A 22,604-nucleotide genomic window follows, 5' to 3' on the forward strand; every position below is an offset into this window, starting at 1 on the left:
AAGGGGCTTTTAGCCCCTTTTTTGTGTCTAACAATTAATCTGGGACACTTTAGGAATGCATAGATAGTTACTTAAGAACAGTTTAACTGAGCATTAATCGGCTTTAATTCGTATAAGGACTATTCGTAACAAACCACTAAAAAAGAATGATATTTTCCCGTTTTCGCTTGCCTCTTTTCATTACTACTTTATTGGCGTCAACAATGATCCAGGCTGAGCCATCATATTACAAAGATACAGAAACCCTTCCCTATTCCATTATCGAGACCCTTGATGAAGATATTGAAGTGAGGCATTACAATGAAGCGTTAGGCGTAATGTCTAGTGGGAATGAAGATAACGGAGCATTTCAACTACTCTTTAATTATATCTCTGGTGAGAATACATCCAGTAGCAATGTGTCAATGACGTCCCCCGTAGAAGTTGGAAAGCGCTCTCAAGAAATTGCAATGACCTCTCCTGTCGAAGTCTCATCTTCAGAAACAATGATGTTTTTCTTGCCCAGCAAATATGACATTAAAAGCGCTCCTGTGCCTACGCACAAAGATGTATCGCTGGTTACTGTACCAGCGAGAACGGTAGCCGCTATTCGTTATTCAGGTTTCAACAAGGACAGCGATAAGAAGCAGTATACGAATAAACTGCTTAAAGCCCTTAGGGACAATAATATTGAGCTTGATGGTGAACCTAGCTATATGGGCTACGACTCGCCTTTCACCCTACCGTGGAATAAACGTCACGAAATCATTGTACCGGTCGACATTTTGAAATCATCTACAAACTGATGTGAAATAAAAACGGCCGCCTTTAAGGCGACCGTTTTTTGGGGTCATTCAGCACAGTAGGTGCTTATTCAAATAACGCCGTGTGAAGCTTGCGAACCACGTCGTCACTGTCGGTCTCGTTAACCAAGAACGATAGGTTGTGCGGGTTGGCGCCAAAGCAAATCATACGCAGGTTGAAATCTGAAACCGCAGCTAAAATCTTGCTAGAAACACCAACAGCGGTTTGCATGTTGTTACCTACAACCGTGACTAGGTCGTAACCTTTTTCTACTTTCACATCACAGATAGTTTCAAGTTCAGCAATGGTTTCTTTGTTTAGTCGCTGAGCCACAGAGTTTGCAGGGTTATCAAGGGTAAAAGATACCGAGATTTCTGACGTGGTAACCAAATCAACACTTAGCTTGTGCTTAGCGATGATGGCAAATACCTGCTGTAGGAAGCCTTGCGCATACATCATCTTCGGTGTTTTCACTGTCACCATTACCTGCTCTTTACGGCGAGTAATAGCGCGATACGGTGGTTCGTGCTCACAATCACGCACAATCCAAGTACCGCCCTTTTCTGGCTCCTTACTAGAGCCTACAAACACCTTTATGTCCTTGCGAAGCGCAGGCTCCATAGTGGCAGGATGTAGTACCTTGGCACCAAAGGTGGCCATTTCCGCCGCTTCTTCAAAGCTGAGTTCAGGTAACGGATGAGCAGCTGGCGTGATGCGCGGGTCAGTTGTGTACACCCCTGTTACGTCAGTCCAAATCTCACACGATTCGGCATCAAGCGCTTCAGCAAGTAGCGCCGCCGTAAAATCAGAACCACCACGACCTAGCGTTGTAGTACGGCCTTCCTCATCGGCTCCAACAAAGCCTTGAGTAACCACTATCGCGTCTTTAATTTCAGGTGCCAGCAATTGTTTAGACAGCTTTTCGATTTCTTCGATTTGCGGCGCACCTTCTCCAAACTCACTGTCCGTACGTAACACCTTACGTACGTCAAAGTTCATGGTTTTTACGCCCTGCTCTGCAAGCACTGAAGAGAACATCAGCGATGACATCCGCTCACCCATTGAAAGCAGCTGATCTTTTAAATCATCACGGTGAAGGATTTCTTCATGAAACGCTAAGCTTCGCATTTCATCTAACAAGTCGTTGAGTTTTGGCTCAACCGCGTCTTTATCTTTCAACTTGTTAAGAATGGCAAGCTCAATATTGATAATGGCCTGACAAGTCTCTTCAATTTGCTGTTGCGTCATAGGTGTGTGCGCTAAGCTTACCAGGTGATTGGTTACACCTGCCGCAGCGCTCACTACCACAATGCGCGTTTTGTCATTACCGGCAACAATTCGGGCGCAGTTTTGCATTACTTCGTAATTCGCAACGCTAGTTCCACCGAACTTAGCTATCGATAAGGCATTTGTCACTATATTTAACTCCAGAATAAAACTAGCATTTCGCTAGCAGCAACCGCGCCTTTTGCGCGGTTAATCAATCGTTATTTGGTCGCCTACTTTAATATTATTCTCGGCAAACCACCCTTGGTTCATTTCCAACGCGTAAAGTACCTCTTTCGATGATCCGACCGACTCCAAACTATGCGGAGTGAGAGGTTTTATATCCGTTATTACGCCTTTTCTGTCGATAAATGCTACGTCTAGAGGAACAAAGGTATTTTTCATCCACATGCCCGCAAACTTTGGGCTAGAAAACTTAAAAAACATACCGCAGTCTTCACACAAGGCTTTGCGAAACATAAGGCCCTGTGCGCGTTGTTCAAAGGTTTTGGCATACTCAACTTCATAGTGCTTGCCGCCAATCTCAAGTGTAATGGATTCAAAGTCCACTGAATTCAGCGACGATACAGGGTCAACCTGCGCTTTTGCACACCCTAAGGTTAATACAAGTGCAGCAACAATAAAGAAAGATTTTCCCATTAGACATTCCTTTTCGCCATAAAAAAAGCCGGTCACCTTAACGGTCACCGGCTTTGTAGTTTATACACTATTTTAAGCAACATTCAATGTTGGAATAATGCGCGCTTTTGCTTCTTCCTCAGCCTTTTTAAAGCTAGGCATTTTGTCGAAGTTTAAGTAGCGGAATACTTCACCCGACATTGCGTTAATTTTGCTAGCGTATTCCATGTACTCTTCAGCAGTTGGAATGCGCCCAACAATGGCACCCACTGCAGCAAGCTCGGCTGAAGTCAAATAAACATTCGCCCCATCGCCCAAGCGGTTAGGGAAGTTTCGAGTAGACGTGGAAAGCACCGTTGTGCCCGCATCCACCCGTGCTTGGTTACCCATACATAGTGAGCAACCGGGCATTTCTGTACGTACGCCTACGCGACCATAAATGTTGTAATAGCCCTCTTCCATTAACTGGGCTTTGTCCATCTTAGTCGGTGGCGACATCCATAAACGGGTTGGCAGTGTTTTGTTGTACTGCTCAAGTAGCTTACCCGCTGCACGGAAGTGACCAATGTTTGTCATACATGAACCAATGAAGACCTCGTCTACCTTATCACCTGCAACGTCAGATAAGGTTTTCGCATCGTCAGGATCGTTAGGGCAGCACACAATTGGCTCTTTAATTTCGTTAAGATCGATTTCGATAACCTCAGCGTATTCAGCGTCTGCATCGGCGCGCATCAACTCTGGGTTAGCTAACCATTCTTCCATTTTTTGCGCTCGACGCTCTAGCGTACGAGGGTCGCCATAACCTTCGTTAATCATCCAGCGAAGCATGGTAATGTTTGAACGCAGGTATTCAGCAATCGACGCTTCAGATAGATTGATAGTACAACCTGCTGCTGAACGCTCCGCCGACGCGTCAGAAAGCTCGAACGCCTGTTCTACGGTTAAGTTCTCTAGTCCTTCGATTTCTAAAATACGGCCAGAGAAGGCGTTGATCTTGCCGTTTTTTCTCGACCGTTAATAGGCCTTGTTTGATGGCGTACAGCGGAATGGCGTGTACTAGGTCGCGTAGCGTAATGCCCGGCTGCATTTCTCCCTTAAATCGTACTAGTACCGACTCGGGCATATCTAGCGGCATAACGCCAGTAGCCGCAGCGAACGCGACCAGACCTGAACCCGCAGGGAATGAAATACCTAATGGGAAACGAGTATGCGAGTCACCACCCGTGCCTACTGTGTCTGGCAGCAGCATGCGGTTTAACCAGCTGTGAATAATGCCATCGCCAGGACGCAGCGATACACCACCGCGATTCATTATAAAATCAGGTAGCGTGTGCTGCGTTTCTATATCCACCGGCTTTGGATAAGCGGCAGTGTGACAGAATGATTGCATGGTTAAATCGGCAGTAAAGCCAAGACAGGCTAGGTCTTTGAGTTCATCGCGAGTCATAGGGCCTGTAGTATCTTGTGAACCCACGGTAGTCATTTTAGGTTCGCAGTAGGTACCTGGACGAATACCGTCAACACCGCACGCCTTACCCACCATTTTCTGCGCTAACGAGAAACCCGCGCCGCTGTCTTTTGGTTGTTCAGGTTTTCTGAATAAGTCCGTCGGGCCTAAGCCTAGTGTCTCACGCGCCTTCTCGGTAAGGCCACGGCCAATAATCAGGTTGATACGTCCACCTGCGCGCACTTCATCCAGAATCACCTTCGACTTATAGCTGTATTCTGCAAGAAGTTCACCGGTTTCATGGTTGGTGATTTTGCCTTCAAACGGATAGATGTCTATCACATCACCCATGTTCATTTTTTCCACATCGGCTTCAAACACCAACGCACCGGCGTCTTCCATTGTGTTAAAGAAGATAGGCGCAACTTTTGAACCAATGCACACACCGCCGCCACGCTTATTAGGCACACCCGGTAAGTCTTCACCAAAGAACCACAATACAGAGTTAGTTGCCGACTTGCGTGACGAGCCGGTTCCAACTACATCACCGACAAACGCTACGGGATACCCTTTACTTTTGACTTCTTCTATTTGCGCCATTGGGCCTTTAACACCTGGCTCTTCTGGCTCTAAACCTTCGCGGGGCATCTTGTAAGCTGCCAGGGCGTGCAGAGGAATATCTGGGCGAGACCATGCGTCTGGGGCTGGCGACAAATCATCAGTGTTAGTTTCACCTGTTACTTTAAACACGGTGTAAGTGATTTTATCGTCCATTAACTTACGCGACGTAAACCACTCACCTTCAGCCCAAGATTTAATGATGTCAGTGGCATGCTCGTTACCCGCTTTGTGCTTTTCTTCCACATCGTGATAAGCGTCAAACATTAAAAGAGTATGTTTCAGCTCTTTCGCTGCCAACGGCGCAAGCGCTTTATCATCAAGTAGCTCCACTAAAGTGGCAATGTTGTAGCCACCGTGCATATTTCCTAGCAGTTCAACGGCTTTCTCTTTAGAGATAAGCTCACAACTGTCTTCACCTTTTGCGATTGCACTTAAGAACCCAGCTTTAACGTAAGCTGCCTCATCAACCCCAGGCGGTACACGTTCTGACAGCAGTTCTAAAAGAAAGTCCCCTTCGCCTGCTGGCGGGTTCTTTAATAAATCAACCAGGCCAGCTACCTGTTCAGCGTTAAGCGGTTTAGGTGGAATATTTTGAGCGGCACGCTCTTCAACGTGATTGCGATAGTCTTGTAACACTGTCTCTTCCTCTAAGTTAGCTTGCGCAATGGGAGTAAACGGTCTTGTACGCACTTGACGCAAGGTGTGTTTAATAAATCATCAACAGTATAACTTCACGGGCTCATTTTTTAAATTTAGCGCCCTTTTAATTCACTTGTAATCGCTATTCATACCATTACTTTTAAATGACAAAAGCGATTAGAAAGAAATAAGCAAAGTCACTTTAGCAATTAACATGTAGTAAAGTTATAGGGCTTTATGATTTAAAGACAAGGGGTTAGCTGTACACGATGATTCTTCAATTGAAGCAAACCGTAAACGATTAATACCAGTAAGTTCATTGTGACTATACTGGCAGTAAATAATTGTTAATTGGGCAAGTCTGTCTGAGGTCTGGTGCGAAGATAGCTTGCAAACTTTGGCTTTCCATTTTTGGTTAAGCCGTAGTACTTAAAGGTTACCCAGCTGCCGATAGCGGGCGGAGATTGGCGCTCATTTTCTGAAAAGCCCGTTCCTAATTTAAATTGAATGCCTTCTCGCGTTTCTACAAGAAGCGAGCCCATCATTCCCTTAAATCGTCCTTTTCCCGGAAGCAATGCCAGTACTTTCCCTTCTGCATCTTCAAAGCGTTTTACTTTGAGCAACATGTCACTTCGCCCGGATGTGTACAGCGCTTGTTCATGATGAAGCATTAACCCTTCTCCGCCTTCCTGGGTTACTTGCTCCAGCTTTTCATCAAGTGAAGCAATAGACGTAAGCTTAAATTGAGGGATAACTGCAAACGTTGGATTAGGTGTAGATTTACTTAGGCTGTTAAGCCTGTTGAGTCGCCGACCAAAGGGCTCACCCATCATAGGCATGTCAAAGGCCATAAATCTAACTTTGGCCCAGCGTTTTGCAGATAGAGAATTGGCTGCGGCAATAGTGTCTGCTGAAGACACTTTGCTAGATGAAGCGTTAGCGACAGAATGCGGCTCGATGTTTGTCAGCGTTGAAAGCACAATAGAAGCTGTACGTTCAAACTCCCCTCTTCCTATCCAAAGTTCGCCGTCAATAGTGGTTTCTGGCCAGTTAGCGGTGAACCATGTTGGCGCGAATATCTTGTTCCCATTACGGGTAAGTAGTTCAGTACCGTCCCACCTTGCGCGAATACCGTCTAGCTTCTCACTAACCCAATAGTCAGCTACGTTGATATCAGTGCGACTTTGATCGTATTGCTTAGCAAGCTGCAGCCCTTCGACAGTATCGAACTTAGGCTTAGCACTAACGTTAGCAATAGCAGTGATTAAAAATACACTTACAGCAGTCAGAAAATATCGCATTGAAGCTTCCTCAAAATCGTTAAACCTTGCTTTAACGCTTTTAGAAAAGAAGCGAAAACAAAGAAGGCAGAGTAAATTACTCTGCCTTCAACGCTTTTTTAACTGAACAAAAGAACGTATTTGGTGAGGGGGAAACGGTATTAGTCAGTAACAATATCGAGAATGGCAAAAATTACATCTTCAACAATGGCTTCACCTGTAGTCCTTTCATTGTCACGTTGTAATTGGTAATTTTCCAAGCAAGCATTTAGCTCCTCATTGGGAGTATTAACTCTATGTACATCTGTGCTGTTGGCTTGCTTAATGCAGTGTTCAGTTTGCTTGTCAGTAAACGTACTGCAGCCGCTTATACTTGCAGTAATTACAACAATTACAGCCGCATTTACGAACCAGATTAGCTGTTCAAATACGCGCTTTTGCTTCACTTAAACTATTCCTTAAGCAACGATTGAAGGCGTTGTTGCCTATTTACATAAACCTGATGGCCATCGTGCTCAGACGTGGAAAGTGCTAAAGCTTGGTTCACGCTTTCCAGCGCTTTTTTGTACTCGCCCATCTGCTCATAACCATAAGCTAAGCCATTATAAGCGTCTGGCGTTTGAGGATATTCAGCAATATCGTATTTAAACAAGGCGATGGCTTTGTCGTAATTTTGTTTACCCACATAGTGATAACCCAATTCGCGAATAACCCATTCCGGCGCGTCGAGTCTCTCGCCTCGCTGCTTTGAAACACGGGCGTAATAGTCTTTAATACTTTTAATATCTCCACTGAACTGCTGTGGCCTTAAATAAGCTGATAAGAACAAATGATGGTAAGCGCTGAAAGTTGACGCAGCTGAGACCAAATTGTGGGTAACCCCCTCGTAGGCTTCGTTCTCCCATCTTAACCCGACAGGTTGATTTGCCCGCATTCCAGAAATCATATCGTTATAATACGGGCGCATGGGCGCGCCTTCATTGCCGATAGACGTGTAAATGAAGTGGTCTAATTGATTGGCAGATTTTAAGAATGCAACCGTACTTTTTGCAGATGCGCCATAGTTCCACCACACCGCAGCACTGTAAGTCAGCGCGGCGTTAAAAAGCTCAGGCTTCTGGGAAAGTGCGTACAACGCGAATACACCTCCGGCTGATGCACCCTCTATCACTCGAAAGTCATGCACGCGATATTTCTTCTCTACCATCGGCATAAGCTCAGTGGTTATAAAGGAAAGAAAGTTTGCACCGCCACCGCCATAGCCTACAGGCCCGTTTGGATCTTCATTTGCCGTGGGATATAAATCGCGAAGTCGGTCGGTATTTTCAATGGCGACTATGATGACTTCCGGAGCAGCATTCTGAGATTGCAGCGATTCTAGCACTGCATTCATCATAGTAAGATTTCCCGCACCATCTAGACGATAAATAACGGGGTATTTCTTGTCGGGGTTTTCGGCGTAGCCTTTTGGAAGCTGAACAACCACTTCTCGTTGCTCGTTTAGCACTTTAGATTGGAGTTTCTCTACCTTCAATTCGTAACGCTGGCTGTCGCTGCCTGTTTCGCTGTTAGCCGGAAGGCTCGTGAAAGCAAGAAATAGCAGGGCAATTATAATATGTATTTGTGACTTCAAACTTAAATCCTTTTATAAGACGCTTTGCTTTTCGCAGTAATACTATTTACTTGATTGGGCCAAGCGAGCTTTTATTATTATCTATTGTATAACAGGGGTTTATTCGGATTAATGACAATTTCTTAGCCACATTACTCTGTATATTCCCCTTTAGCAATACAGGAACTTTCTGTAGACATTTCTCCGCCCAAATATTTAGTTAGCACAGCGTGTAGTTCCGTTTTATTGACTGGTTTTGTGAGATATCCATTCATCCCGGATGCTAACGCTTTATCTATTTCTTCGGCAACCACCGCAGCAGTGAACGCGATAATAGGAATAGTGATGTTAGCTTTTCGCAACGCTAAAGCGGCTTCAGAGCCGTTCATTTCAGGCATGTGTAAGTCCATCAATATAAGGTCGAAATGCTGCTTTAGTGCAATATCTACTGCTTCTTTACCGTTATTAGCAAGCGCAACTTTCAATCCTGTGTCTTCTAACAATGATTTTGCTACGACCTGGTTAATGTCGTTATCTTCTGCCACCAAAACAGTAAGGTTTGAGAACGACGGTGTGCTTTCCTGTTCTCTAGCGCCAATTACACTATCTGCAATTTCAAACGGTAGCTCGAAATAAAATTCACTCCCCTGACCTACCGCGCTTTTTAGATAAACCGTGCCGCCCATAGCTTCAACCAAGCTTTTTACTATCTGTAAACCAAGTCCCGTTCCCCCGTGCATTCGATTAATGCTGCTGTTGGCTTGTGTAAATGCATCGAATACGCGCTCTTGTTCAGAAGCATCAATCCCGTCCCCCGTATCCTTAACTGAAAATCTGACAAATTGATGGGTCTTTGACGCTTCACCTTTCGATAGCCCTAAAGTGACACTGCCCTGATGCGTAAACTTTATCGCGTTGCTCACTAGGTTGTTTAACACTTGAGAAAGGCGCGTTGCGTCCCCTACAACACAAGTATTTAGTGTTTTATCTACTTCTATTCTCAGTGAGATACCTTTGTTCTGCGCCAATTGTGCATAAAACGCCACGCAATCTTTGGCAGTACTTTTTAGGTCAAAGGGAATGATCTCCAGCGCAAGTTTTCCCGCATTCAATTTGGAGAGATCTAATATGTCGTTCAAAATGCGGTTTAGCGAGAGTCCTGAACGCTGAATCTTCTCGAGGTTAGGCCGTGCACTTTCCGAAATATCATGAGAAAGCACTACATCGGTCAATCCCAAAATACCGTTTAATGGCGTGCGAATCTCGTGTGACATAGTGGCGAGGAATCGTGATTGTGCAGCCGACGCTTGCTTCTCGCTCGCAAGCGCCCTGTTTAGCTCAAGAGTTTTGTTTTTACTCTCTACAAGGGCTTTCTCTAATTGGCTCGCTAGAGCATAGATAAGAAGGGACACAACAAGGTTGGTCACACAAAGCCTTAGCCAAAGGCCCTTGTCATAATCCCCTTCGTAAAACGGCACAAGAAAAGTACAGCATGCGAGTACTACCATTGCACTTATTCGCCAACCATTAGAAAGCAGTAAAATGGGAAAAATAGTAGCAATTGGAACTAAGGTTGCGGGCATGAGCCCATTGCTTATTACAAGGTAAGGCGCGACGGGAATGGTGAGTATTGCCCACAATTTCGCCAAAGGTTCTTTGTAGTTAGAAAAGATAATTCCCGCTATCGAAATTGCACACCAAGACAGGCCGAAAAATACTGCCACATACACATTTTGGGGTTGTGCTATGACGATTACCGCTAAGATGAGTAAAGAAAAAACCAGCAGAATTTTGAAGCCAGCTTTTTGCAAGGCCGATGTAACTTCGCCAAATGATTCAGGCTTTGTAGAGTACTGCTTTGGCATTAGAGTTTCTAAGTATTATTAAATGACTAATAACTCAGTATAAGTGCCAAACAACAACTCTGCATAAAAATAATGGGGTACAAAAAAGCCCCAACCGAGGTTGGGGCTTTTAAATGCGTTTAAAAGCGTTAAGTACTTATACGCGCTTAACGGCTACATCTGCTTCGAACTTAGGCTTAACTGCCAAGTCTTCAGAAGGTGGAGCAAACTTAGTTAGGTCAATGCCTGCAACTGCTTGCTTGTACTCTTCTGTCGTTGGGAAACGACCAAGAACAGTTGAAAGTACTACTAGCGGCGTAGAGCCTAGTAGTGATTCACCTTTCTTCTCAGCAGAGTCAGCTACAACACGACCTTGGAAAAGACGTGTAGATGTCGCGATAACTGTGTCGCCTGGCTCAGCCTTTTCTTGGTTACCCATACATAGGTTACATCCAGGACGCTCTAGGTAAAGAATGTTGTCGTACTTAGTACGCGCCGCTTCTTTAGGCTTAGCATCATCGAACTGGAAGCCTGCATATTTCGCTAGAACGTCCCAATCGCCTTCCGCTTTAAGCTCGTCAACGATGTTATATGTAGGTGGAGCTACAACTAGTGGTGCTTTGAATTCAACAGAACCGTTAAGCTTTTCTAGGTTACGCAGCATTTGCGCGATGATTTGCATGTCGCCTTTGTGCACCATACAAGAACCAACGAAACCTAGGTCTACTGGCTTACCATCATAGTAAGAAACTGGACGGATAACGTCGTGGGTATAACGCTTAGATACGTCTTCGTTGTTTACGTCTGGGTCAGCAATCATTGGCTCGTCAATTTGATCAAGATCGATAACCACTTCTGCGTAGTACTTAGCGTTGTCATCTGGCGCAAGCGCTGGCTCTTCACCAGACTTGATTTCAGCAATACGCTTATCAGCTAGGTCAATTAGGCCTTGAAGCATGTTCGCTTCGTTGTCCATGCCCTTGTCGATCATGATTTGGATACGGCTCTTAGCAAGTTCAAGCGACGCAATCATTGTCTCGTCATTTGAGATACAGATTGATGCTTTCGCCTTCATTTCTGCAGACCAGTCAGTGAATGTGAATGCTTGGTCAGCCAATAGAGTACCGATTTGAACTTCAATTACACGACCTTGGAACACGTTCTCGCCAGAGAATTGCTTAAGCATTTGCGCTTGAGTCGCGTGAACCACGTCACGGAAGTCCATGTGCTCTTTCATGCTACCTTTAAAAGTAACTTTCACAGACTCAGGGATTGGCATTGCCGCTTCACCCGTTGCAAGTGCTAGTGCTACCGTACCTGAGTCCGCACCGAATGCTACACCTTTAGACATACGCGTGTGCGAGTCACCACCGATGATAATGGCACGATCGTCTACTGTAATGTCGTTAAGCACTTTGTGAATAACGTCAGTCATTGCATGGTAAACGCCTTTAGGATCACGTGCAGTGATTACACCAAAGTTGTTCATGAACGACATAAGCTTAGGAATGTTAGCTTGTGCTTTTTTGTCCCATACTGATGCCGTGTGACAACCAGACTGGTAAGCACCATCTACAACAGGAGAAATCGTTGAAGCGGCCATTGACTCAAGCTCTTGGCACGTCATTGGGCCAGTCGTATCCTGAGAACCTACAATGTTTACTTTAACGCGCACGTCAGAACCAGCGTGAAGCGGAGCATCTGAATTTACGCCAACTGCATTACGGTTAAAGATTTTTTCAACCGCTGTTAGGCCTTGGCCTTCGTGAGACACTTCTTTCGACGCTGCATATACGGCTGGCGCTTTTGTACCTAGAGTACGTGCTGCGAAAGACTGTAGCTGCTTACCGAATACAACTGCGTAAGAACCACCGGCTTTCATGAACTCCATTTTTTGAGGAGTAAATGATGCAGATACGTCAGCAAGTTCTTCTGAACCGTTGTAAAGCTTCTTCGCCTTAGTATCGATAGTTAGTACGGTACCAGTTGCTACTGAGTACGCTTCTTCAAGTACTGGGTCACCGTTTGCATCGCGAACAATTTCACCATTTTCATCAGTTTTCTTAACCCAGTTCTTAAGGTCAAGACCAATACCACCGGTTACGTCAACAGTAGTAAGGAAGATTGGCGCAATACCGTTAGTACCAGCAACAATTGGCGCTTTGTTTACAAATGGAATGTAAGGGCTTGTTGGCTCACCTGCCCATAGTGCAACGTTGTTCACACCAGACATACGAGATGAACCTACACCCATTGTACCTTTTTCAGCGATAAGCATCACTTTAGCATTCGGGTGCTTCTTACCAAGTTCAACAATTTCTTGCTGCGCTTCAGGAGAGATCATGCACTGGCCGTGAAGTTCACGGTCGGCACGTGAGTGCGCTTGGTTACCTGGAGAAAGAAGGTCAGTTGAGATATCACCTTCAGCGGCGATGTAAGTCACAACTTCAATTTTCTCTGGAACATCAGGAAGCTTGGTAAAGAATTCAGCTTTTGCGTAGCTTTCTAGTACGTCTTTAGCAATAGCATTGCCAGCTTTGAATGCATTTTCAAGACGCTCAGTGTCAGCTTCGTATAGATAAACTTGAGTCTTCAATACTTCTGCCGCAGGCTTAGCAACCGCTTCGTCATCAGAAAGTGCTAGGTCTAGTAGTACTTCTACAGACGGACCACCTTTCATGTGTGAAAGTAGTTCAAGCGCAAACTCAGGGGTAATTTCTTCTACTTTTTCTTCGCCAAGTACAATTTCTTTTAGGAATTGTGCTTTAACACCCGCCGCAGGTGTAGTACCTGGAAGCGTGTTATAGATAAAGAATTTTAGAGAGTCTTCGCGATGCTCGTTTGTTGTATCTTTAATTTGAGCAATAATTTCAGACAGCAGATCTGCACTGTCGATTGGCTTAGGGTTAAGACCTAGTTCCGTTTTACGGGTTTCGATCTCTGCCAGATATTCTGAATACAAACTCATATAGTTCTCTCGGTCTTAGTTTTACTTGGGCGTAGTGTTAAGTCGGTCTTAGCTATACGCATATAAAAATGAGGGATATTTTAACCGATTTTTAGCGGTTACGTAATGACTGAAAGTAAACAGTTAGGTATTCACCCGCCTAAACTGTCGTTATGTTAAAGCACTTACATTTTTACTAGAAAAACGCTTTTTAATTAAAATAAAAATTAAGCCAATTATTTCATACAGTTAGAAGCAAACCGTCTGAAATCAATGACGATATTCAGCTTGAATGGTTTGACCAATAAAGATAAATAATAGTGTTGCACTTATGACAGACATTCATTTTATTTATGGTGCTACCAGTACAAATCACCATCAATTTTGAAACAAAATTTCATTTATTAATGTTTTCTGTGCCTAATTTCCTCTTGGCGATACTTCGATCACTCTTCCATTTTCACCATCGGTCAAAAGAAGCAGGTTACCTTGATGCTCAAGCGCAATATCCCGCAGCCGTTCCCCAGGTCCCTCAAAAATTTTTGTAGAGATATATTCGTTCGATACGGCTCTAACTGCATACAAAGCTTTGGCTTTCAAGCTGGTAACAAGTAACGTATTAGCTAGCATCGGGAAACGCCCATGGGAATAGTAGATCATGGAGGATGGCGCTATAGAAGGTGTCCAGTCTACAATGGGGCCCGTCATACCCGGATAGGTCGAAAAAGGCGAAATTCTAGCGCCGGAATAGTCTTTGCCTAGTGTAACAACTGGCCAACCATAATTTGCGCCTTGTTGTAAAAGGTTTACTTCATCACCGCCATCTGGGCCGTGCTCATGCAAAAATAGGTTGCCGTCACTCCCCTCTACAAGTCCTTGGGGATTGCGGTGTCCAATACTAAAAATAAAGGGGTTATCAGGAAAAGGAGGGTTGGCCAACGGCTTGCCGTCTATTGTGAACCCTAGCACTTTTCCTAGTTGTGAACTGATAACTTGCGCTTGCTCGCGATAATCAAAGCCATCTCCTGTCGTAACCAAAAAGCCCTGTTTTGTGTTTAAAGCACTGCCCTCTAGTTGAAGCAGTTTCCCACCGTAGTGCACAGGCGTGTCTTTGGCTTGTGCCAGTGCTAACACTGGCTGAATGTTAGTAATGCCAGAAGTAAGGGAAAGCTGTCCTTTTACTATGGCAAGACGGTTTGCACTATCGCTCCCCTTGGAATAACTCAGCAACACGGTTCTGTCTTCAGGGAATTGCGAGGGTATAAGAAGATCGAGTACGCCTCCTTGCCCTTTAGTGTACAAGTCATCGAGCATTAAAGAAAACCGCGCACTTTCCCCCTTATTGTCAATAATTACCAGCTCACCATCTCGCGTTACTATCAATATATGGGTGCTTGCCTGAGCCTTATCGATAACCGTCGTTAAGGCCTTGGGAAACGCCAGTGAGGTAGCGATATCTTTTGTCACGACATGCTGGTCAAAATTTTCATAAGCCGTTAGATTTGAGCTACCTGCTTCATGTTGCTCAGAATTAGATGCGTGCTTTTGAGTGAGTTCAGTGGCAGTAGTTACGGCAAAAGCAGGAGCTAAAGCAGCTCCCAATAAAGAAAAAGCCAGTAAACCGATCATCGTACGCCATAACTTCATTGTGATTGTCCTCTTTTACTTAACATACTATGGTATACCCTATTGCCACGCTCAAACCATTTGAGGCCTGTTGAGTTTTGTTCTAATGCACTGTGCGACAAATCTTGGACTACAAAAATGAACAACCTAATACGACGCACTATTTTCCATTTTTTACCATCATGGGCCGTCGGCTTTCTACTAGCAAGTACGTTTCACTCGTGTGCCGTTTTAATCGGACTCTTTCGAATTGATGTCGATATGAATCCAAGCGATTGGTTTTTCATGATATGGCAAGATGCACTAGGCCTTTTGCCTACTTACGGCGTGATTATTGCCGTTACCTTATTGTTGGCATTCTTGGCGACACATTTCATTGTTAGACGTCTTAATCAAAATGCTAGTGGCTCTACCAACCGTACCCGATTTATTCTTTTCACAATAGCGGGAGGCCTGTCGTTCTTATTAATGCTCATTGCCATGCAGCCCATATTGAATGTGACCCTAATTGCAGGCGCTCGCACTACCTTAGGACTTGCCGCACAATGCATGGCAGGCATCTGTGCTGGTGGGCTATATAGTTACTTAAGTAATAGTTCTACAAACAATTGATAACTAAAAATTATAATACTAAATAACCCAACCCTGATGTAAATGAAAAGTTAAGTTTGCTACTGTAAGGCATAAACACCCTACTTACTTTGCCCTACTAGGAACAAGCAACATGATAACTTATCCTGATAACGTGACCTGCTTAGCCGATTATATTGAAAGCGTTTTGCAAAAATTTGCCGACAGGCCAGCGTATACGGCGCTTGGACAAACACTTACATTTGCCGAGATAGACCGTAAGTCATCAGCGTTAGCCCGCTACTTTGTTCACGAAGCTAAATTGTCTCCTGGTACCAAAGTCGCCATACAACTTCCTAATTTAATTCAAAACCCTATTGTTGTTTATGCTGCCTTACGCGCAGGCCTTGTTGTAGTAAATACAAACCCGCTTTATACCGAACGCGAGATGAAGCACCAGTTCACTGATAGTGGCGCGAAAGCTCTGGTTATTCTGGGTGATTTGCTCCCCAAATTCACAAGCATAAAAGATGATACTAGTATCGAAACCGTTATCACCACATCGGCAACAGAGCTTTTAGACCCTAACACTGCACCAAATCTCGATGGTACGGTTTCATTCACACAAGCAGTGGAGCTAGGCAATACACTGCCTGCATTTGAACGTCCTTCTATTGCTCTAGATGAACTCGCCATGTTGCAATACACCGGTGGTACTACAGGGGTATCGAAGGGCGCAGCCTTAAGTAATAAAAACGTTTTAGCTAACTGCATCCAAATGCTCGACCGTATTGGTGAGGGCTTCAAAGATGGTGAAGAAGTGTTGGTATGCCCATTACCGCTTTATCATATTTATGCATTTACGGTTGGAATGATGGCGCTCTTTGCCAAAGGTACTCAGATAATTCTTATACCCAATCCACGGGATATCGACGGATTCATTCAAACACTCAAGCCCCATAAAATTTCAGCATTCATGGGGATCAACACCTTGTTTGTTGGTCTTGGGAGACACCCTGAATTTGCAAAGTTAGACTTTTCTAAATTACACCTCACAATGTCTGGCGGCACCGCACTTACTCAAGCCGCAGTATCTATTTGGCGAGACGTAACCGGGAACACCATCACCGAGGGCTATGGGCTATCAGAAACTGCGCCAGTTGTATCTTTTAACATTCCAGGTAAAGAAGAGATCGGCACGGTGGGGCACGAACTAGAAGGCACTGAAGTTGCGTTACTGGATAGCCATGATAAGCCGGTGGCCGATGGTGAGTCAGGGCAAATTGCAGTTCGCGGACCTCAGGTTATGCTGGGTTATTGGAACCGAGACGACGAAACTGCCAAAGTCATGACCCAAGATGGCTTCTTTAAAACCGGGGACATTGGCATTCGCACCGAATCTGGGGCAATTAAAATTGTAGATCGTTTAAAAGATATGATTATTGTCTCTGGCTTTAATGTCTATCCAAACGAGATTGAAGATGTACTTACAACTCACCCTAGCGTGATGGAAGCCGCTGTTGTGGGTAAACCCGATGAAAAGACCGGTGAACGAGTATGTGCATTTATTACTGTTTCAAGCGATGTATCGACACAAGACGTCATTGATTTTTGTAGACAGCACCTCACAAATTACAAGATCCCTAAGTCGATCACGATACTTGACGAGCTACCAAAATCTACCGTCGGAAAAATTCTACGTAGAGAGCTTCGTTCGGCTTAATGACTCCCCCACTTGCGCCGCACATTCAGCGCGGCGCTTAATACCTAGTTTTACGCGTTTTCCATTGAAAAATCAGGTTATTGCTACCAAAGGATAATCTGATTTCATTGGAAATAAGCGCGGTACAGACTATAACTTATCTATACCCCATTCACTTTTGTTGCACATATGCAATTTATGACATTGTCTGTCAAAACTAGCCGTCGTTCTGTCCTGCAATTCAACATTGTTGTAGGAGAGTTCACATGAGCGCGCAGCTTTTACAGCGGCAGGCCATGGATAAACACGGCATTGTTGCGACAATGGACGTAAACGGTAAAATTCTAAGCGCTAATGACAAGTGCAGCCAACTATCTGGTTTTTCAATTGACGAGATAATTGGGGAAAATATCTCTGCATTCGATATTACCAATATGTCCGAGCAGGAAAAATCAGATATTTTTGTTTCGCTATCTCAAGGCCAAACCTGGCAAGGCGAAGTACATAGTCTGACTAAGTTGGGCGAACCTTGGTACGTATTTGCCACTCTGGTTCCCGTCATTAAGTCACCGCCGCGGGTAGACCACCTAATTGCTATTGCCACCGATATATCAGAACAAAAGCGATTAGAGAGGAGACTTTCCGAAGGGCGCGCGTTCTATCGAAGTATCACTGATAGTATCGGCGAGGGTGTGTATGCCGTAAACGGTGAAGGTACAACACAGTTTCTCAATCCCGCTGCCTCGCGATTATTAGGGTGGTCGCTTGACGAATTACAAGGCCGACGTTTCCACGACACGGTCCATTATCAAAAAGGGGATGGAACTCTCCTTCCTAGAGAGCAATGTCCAGTTAACCTCACTATCCGAAGCGGTCAGTCTTACACGTCTTATGAAGACTTCTTCACCGATAAACGGGGCCGCCTTTTTCCCATATCTATTGTTGCGGTTCCTCTGCTCGATAAAGAAGGAAAGCCCGATGGACACGTGGGCGTATTCAACGACATAAGCGGCCAAAAAGCCATTGAACAAAAACTCCAAAAGGCTTATGACGAAGCCCAAAGTGCTAACAAGGCAAAAAGCGACTTCCTTGCCACAATGAGCCATGAAATAAGAACACCGATGAACGCCATTATCGGCCTCACTCACCTTGCCCTAGAATCCACCGACAATGAGCAACGTCAGCAATATTTAGAAAAAGTGCAGCGTAGCTCTACAGCATTGTTAGACCTGATGAATAGCATTCTCGATTTTTCTAAAGTGGAAGCAGATAAAATAGAGATAGTTGATGAGCCCTTCACCTTAACAAAAACCATCGATAAACTCGCTCAAGTCTTTCAAGTAAAGGCGCAACAAAAACAGCTTCAGTTGCTTTTTGATATTCGGTGCCATACTAATTTGCAATGCCGTGGCGACAGCGAAAAGATATACCAAGTACTGCTCAACCTTTTAAGTAATGCTATAAAATTTACCGCCAGCGGCCACATAATACTGACGGTTGAAAAGCGCGAAAATCAATTAGCATTCAGTGTTTCCGATACCGGTATGGGTATCAGTGAGCATGTAAAATCAAAACTTTTCAAAGCCTTTGTTCAGGCTGATGCATCCATTTCCAGAGAGTATGGGGGAACCGGCCTTGGCCTTGCGATATGTAAGCGTCTGGTTGAACTAATGGGTGGTGACTTAACCTTGGAAAGCGAGGTAGACAAGGGAAGCTGTTTTTCCTTTGCATTGCCTGTCTGTTCTGATGAAGGCCCTGGTACAGGCCCTCAACTTCCCGTATCGGTTCCCGACAATGTACTGTGCATTCAAACACACGAAAGCGTGAGCCAAGGATGCGAAATACTTGCGGCAACATTGAACAGACATAACATTCACTGCCAAATAATCGACCAAGTTGAAGGGCTATTGCCGAGTAAAGCCTCTCAAACTATCGCATTTCTACCAGATGATGAGCAAAGCTGGAATAGCTTCATTAAATACATGCAGTTTGGTGAATATCAGTCGCTAAACCTTACTACATTAATCAGTCCCCTCAACAAGCAAGACGTACAAAAGCGAATGGGAAGTGCCCTTGTTCAAAATATAAATATCATTGAGCTTCCGTTTACCGACACAGAACTTATTTCAACACTATCTCCAGCTCAACTATCACTCAGTAAGCGGACAATAGAAGGCCTTGAAAGTCGAAAATGGCGAACCAGGCGCCTTTTAAACAAACATGTGCTTGTGGTAGATGACGACGCAATTAGTGTAGAGATTAGCCAGCAAATACTTTCTGATCTAGGTATTAATGTTGCTGTTGCTTCATCGGGTGAGCAGGCACTTGCGTTATGCGAAATGAGCAAATTTGACGCTATACTCTTGGATTGCTACTTACCCGGCGTATCGGGCTATGAAGTTGCAGAACAACTTACCCAGAAAAAAGACTGGTATACGCCAATTATTGCGCTTAGTGCCGATGAGTCTCAGGAGGCTTCTGAAAGCGCGCTTACCGCCGGTATGTGTCAGCACTTGGTTAAGCCCGCTACTGCGGATGAAATCGTTCATACCATCGATATTCACATACATTCAGGCTACATTGAAATAAACCCTCCGGACGAAATGAGCCAGTTTATCTCGTCGCTGCTAACATTTTATAAAACCTACAGCCAGCGTGGTGTTATGTCTGACTTGCTCGATATTTTTCATACACAGACGAACACGTCGAAATTGTTAACCTCTCTGCTTGAAGATGCTCAGCTTATTGGCGCCACAACGCTTGAGCAAAGCCTGGTTCCTCTTATAGAAGCACAAGAGAGAAATGAAGCTGTTAATGCAAGACACGTAACAAACTTATCGTTTCAGCTAGATGCAACGCTACGCCTAATTGCTCACACTATCGATAAAAACGACACCGACAACATGCATCAAAGCGGTACGAACTTCGATAAATCCTCCATGCTATCGACCCTACGCAACGTTGAGCAGGCGCTTCAATCTTATGACGCGAAAGCGGTTGAATACATCAACGTATTGGCAGCCAATTACAGCGAGTCGGTCTATGCACATAAGATTAACCGATTGAAACAGCTTGCTACCATTTACGATTTCGAAAGTGCTCAAGCGGTTATTACGCAACTGATAGGCGATATTACCGATGAATAATCAACGTAATGAAGCACATAGGTTTAGCATATTAGTGGTTGATGATGAGCCCGCAAATATCGATATTCTATTAGGCATTTTAGGCCCTTACTATGATGTAAAGGTTGCGCCTTCGGGAACAATAGCACTTAAGATTACCCAGCAGTTTACTCCCGACCTTATATTGTTAGATATAATGATGCCCGGTATGGACGGGTTTGAGGTATGTAAAAAACTCAAAGCTAACGAGGCGCTTAGCCATATACCTGTTATTTTCGTTACAGCCTTAACTCAAGGAGAGGACGAAGAAAAAGGTTTCAAACTTGGTGCAGTAGACTACATAACCAAACCCGTATCACCTAGTATCACCCTCGCTCGCGTTAAAACCCACATTAGTTTAGCCCATCAAATGCGGACGGCTGAAAACCTTGTAGCGGCGCGTACTAAGGAACTAAGTAAAAGCCAACAAAGCGCAATCAGCATGCTAGCTGCCGCTGGTCATTACAATGATACCGATACCGGTCATCATATTTGGCGGATGGCAGCTTACAGCCAATGTCTTGCTCTGGCTCACGGTTGGCCTTTCGAAAAAGCGTGCCTGCTCGCGCAAGCTGCTCCAATGCATGACACAGGCAAAATAGGTATTGCAGACGCAATATTAAAAGCACCTCGGCGATTGTCATTGAGCGAAATGGAGGTTATGCGCTCTCATGCTGAAATAGGGCACAGAATACTGTCTCAATGTGATACCCCGCTCTTTAACCTCGCAGCCGAGATTGCTTTATGTCATCACGAAAAGTGGGATGGCACAGGCTATCCAAGAGGATTAAGGGAAGAGGCGATACCTGAAAGTGCACGTATCGTAGCTATCGCCGATGTTTTCGACGCCCTTACAATGAAAAGGCCTTATAAAAAAGCGTGGGCTGACGATGATGCTTTTGATCATCTTAAGCGAGGCTCAGGCCAGCACTTTGATCCCGTATTGGTCGACTGCTTTCTTTCAATAAAGGAAGAGGTTTTAGAAACCAAACGCTATTGGAACCAGTTAGAGGCAGAAGGAAAGATGGCCTCGGTGTCTGACTTATTGCCTCAAGTACTTTTCCCTAGCGCATAAAAAAGGGTCGAATATTATTCGACCCTTTTAAATGATGTATTAACGAAAGTACGATACTTAACTTGTACCTAGCTCAGCTGCAATGGCGTCTGCCTGACGCTTTTCGCCCTGCACAAACTGCTTCCATTGCTGTGCCATGGCTCGACTTTTCTGATGCTTTTCTGCTTCAGCTAGCTGATTAAGCGCAAGGGCATATTGTTTCTTGTTGTAAAGTGCCATGCCTTTAATCAGGTAAACCAAACCAGGGTTTCTCAAATCGCCCTTTTCAACGGCTCGGTCTGCTGCAGCAATTGCATCGTCGAAACGCTCTTCATTAAGAAGAATTTGCGCTAACTGTGCATCTAACTCACCGTCTTCAGACAGTTCAGCCGCTTGCATCATAACGGGAATGGCTTTGTCTTGCTCTTTAGCAAGTGACCAGCTTTGGCCTAAGAACTTAAGGTTGCGCAAGTTTTTCTCTAGCACGCCGTCGTTCATCGCCTGCTCCATCAACTTAGCACCTTTGTAAGGTACGCGATGATAGTAATAAAGCTGCGCCATGTTAAACACATCAGCGGATGTATTAACGAACCCGCGCTGATAAGCGGTTTCCATAATAGCCAACTGCTTGCGCTCTTCGCCTAGCTCACCGTACATACCCGCTAGCTGGATCCAATACTTAGGCTCGTCAAATAGCTTCACCATTTTAACCAGAACGTCTTTAACCTTTTTAGGCTGCTTGAGTTCATAGAAAATAGCACGCTGAAGAATTAACCACCCTTCATCGGGGATCATGCCTTCTGCTTCGTGGTCGGCAACGGCTTCAGAAATCCACGTTGCGGCTTGCTCGTACTGCTTATTCTGATAGTACGCTTGGGCCTTGATGACTTTGTTTTTCACCGGCACAGGGCCCGCATTAAGACTTTCCCAACGCTCTAAGTAAGTGATGGTATCGTCGTAATTACCTTGCATAAGGTTAAGCTGCGCCAAACTGAAAAGTGTAGTCATTTCGAACTTTTCAGGAATAGGCTGTTGCTCTACTACCTTGGCGAACGACTCCAACGCTTTTGCATAGTCTTCGTTGTTGTAATAAATGAAGCCGAAAAAGTTGTACATCATGGCTTTTTCGTAGGCGTTCATGGAGTCAGCCTTATCTTCTACTTCTTTCAAAATAGAAATGGCCTCTTCTACATCGCCAGCTTCATCCGCTGCCGTTTGCGCGCGGGCTAGCTGCTCGTAAACCTTGCCGCGTAACGTAGGCACGCGGCGAGTTTTCTTCTCGCTCGCTTTTTGCTCTTGCGCAACAGCGTCACCAGCAACCAACATAGTAGGTACAGATACTGTGGCCGATGCAAATGCAAACGCCAGTGCACTAAGCAATGTATTCGTCTGTTTTCTCATCATGTT

At 44.7% G+C, this 22,604-nt stretch carries 14 protein-coding genes and 1 pseudogene; 5 read left to right on the forward strand and 10 right to left on the reverse strand.

The window, feature by feature from the left end; genetic code table 11:
- Positions 1 to 203: 203 nt before the first annotated feature.
- Positions 204 to 785: a heme-binding protein gene (locus KUL49_RS01420; protein ID WP_014975692.1), complete on the forward strand. Its 582-nt coding sequence runs from the start codon at positions 204 to 206 to the stop codon at positions 783 to 785.
- 64 nt (positions 786 to 849) lie between these two features.
- On the opposite strand, the gene lysC is transcribed toward KUL49_RS01420, so the two are convergent.
- From lysC to KUL49_RS01465, 9 genes and pseudogenes are all read right to left on the reverse strand, one after another.
- Entirely contained in the window at positions 850 to 2,199 is a 1,350-nt protein-coding gene (gene lysC / locus KUL49_RS01425; protein WP_014948303.1) for a lysine-sensitive aspartokinase 3, read from the reverse strand.
- Between the two features lie 60 nt (positions 2,200 to 2,259).
- On the reverse strand, positions 2,260 to 2,709 hold the full coding sequence (locus KUL49_RS01430; RefSeq protein WP_014948302.1) for a DUF192 domain-containing protein: 450 nt from the start codon (positions 2,707 to 2,709) through the stop codon (positions 2,260 to 2,262).
- A gap of 72 nt (positions 2,710 to 2,781) precedes the next feature.
- Positions 2,782 to 5,395 (reverse strand): annotated as a pseudogene (acnB, locus tag KUL49_RS01435) (bifunctional aconitate hydratase 2/2-methylisocitrate dehydratase).
- Between the two features lie 350 nt (positions 5,396 to 5,745).
- Positions 5,746 to 6,699 carry a DNA ligase gene (locus KUL49_RS01440; RefSeq protein ID WP_131136052.1) on the reverse strand — a complete coding sequence of 318 codons (954 nt, stop codon included), beginning with the start codon at positions 6,697 to 6,699 and terminating at the stop codon, positions 5,746 to 5,748.
- A gap of 140 nt (positions 6,700 to 6,839) precedes the next feature.
- Positions 6,840 to 7,124, reverse strand: a complete 285-nt coding sequence (locus KUL49_RS01445; protein WP_131136053.1) for a DNA ligase — start codon at positions 7,122 to 7,124, stop codon at positions 6,840 to 6,842.
- A 5-nt stretch (positions 7,125 to 7,129) separates the two neighbouring features.
- Complete coding sequence (locus tag KUL49_RS01450; RefSeq protein WP_131136054.1) at positions 7,130 to 8,311, reverse strand: alpha/beta hydrolase-fold protein; 1,182 nt, start codon at positions 8,309 to 8,311, stop codon at positions 7,130 to 7,132.
- Positions 8,312 to 8,442: 131 nt separating this feature from the next.
- On the reverse strand, positions 8,443 to 10,155 hold the full coding sequence (locus tag KUL49_RS01455) for an ATP-binding protein (RefSeq protein ID WP_131136055.1): 1,713 nt from the start codon (positions 10,153 to 10,155) through the stop codon (positions 8,443 to 8,445).
- A 136-nt stretch (positions 10,156 to 10,291) separates the two neighbouring features.
- The gene (locus KUL49_RS01460) at positions 10,292 to 13,102 is read right to left on the reverse strand and encodes a bifunctional aconitate hydratase 2/2-methylisocitrate dehydratase (protein ID WP_014948296.1); all 2,811 of its coding nucleotides are present in this window, start codon (positions 13,100 to 13,102) and stop codon (positions 10,292 to 10,294) included.
- Between the two features lie 399 nt (positions 13,103 to 13,501).
- Positions 13,502 to 14,728 (reverse strand): PQQ-dependent sugar dehydrogenase, encoded by a 1,227-nt coding sequence (locus KUL49_RS01465; RefSeq protein ID WP_131136056.1) that lies wholly within the window; start codon positions 14,726 to 14,728, stop codon positions 13,502 to 13,504.
- A gap of 117 nt (positions 14,729 to 14,845) precedes the next feature.
- Here KUL49_RS01465 and KUL49_RS01470 point away from each other — a divergent pair, with 117 nt between their 5' ends.
- From KUL49_RS01470 to KUL49_RS01485, 4 genes are all read left to right on the forward strand, one after another.
- A complete protein-coding gene (locus KUL49_RS01470) occupies positions 14,846 to 15,319 on the forward strand; it encodes a hypothetical protein (protein WP_242633690.1) in 474 nt (157 codons plus the stop codon).
- Between the two features lie 112 nt (positions 15,320 to 15,431).
- Complete coding sequence (locus KUL49_RS01475; protein ID WP_131136057.1) at positions 15,432 to 17,000, forward strand: AMP-binding protein; 1,569 nt, start codon at positions 15,432 to 15,434, stop codon at positions 16,998 to 17,000.
- A gap of 245 nt (positions 17,001 to 17,245) precedes the next feature.
- A complete protein-coding gene (locus KUL49_RS01480; RefSeq protein ID WP_131136058.1) occupies positions 17,246 to 20,125 on the forward strand; it encodes a PAS domain-containing hybrid sensor histidine kinase/response regulator in 2,880 nt (959 codons plus the stop codon).
- Positions 20,118 to 21,218, forward strand: a complete 1,101-nt coding sequence (locus tag KUL49_RS01485; protein ID WP_039224527.1) for a two-component system response regulator — start codon at positions 20,118 to 20,120, stop codon at positions 21,216 to 21,218. The genes KUL49_RS01480 and KUL49_RS01485 overlap by 8 nt, the downstream gene beginning before the upstream one ends.
- Positions 21,219 to 21,275: 57 nt before the next feature.
- On the opposite strand, the gene KUL49_RS01490 is transcribed toward KUL49_RS01485, so the two are convergent.
- Entirely contained in the window at positions 21,276 to 22,601 is a 1,326-nt protein-coding gene (locus KUL49_RS01490; RefSeq protein WP_131136059.1) for a lipopolysaccharide assembly protein LapB, read from the reverse strand.
- Between the last annotated feature and the right edge of the window lie 3 nt (positions 22,602 to 22,604).

Origin of the sequence: Alteromonas sp. KUL17, from assembly GCF_006538305.1 — a bacterium.
GTDB lineage: Bacteria > Pseudomonadota > Gammaproteobacteria > Enterobacterales > Alteromonadaceae > Alteromonas > Alteromonas macleodii.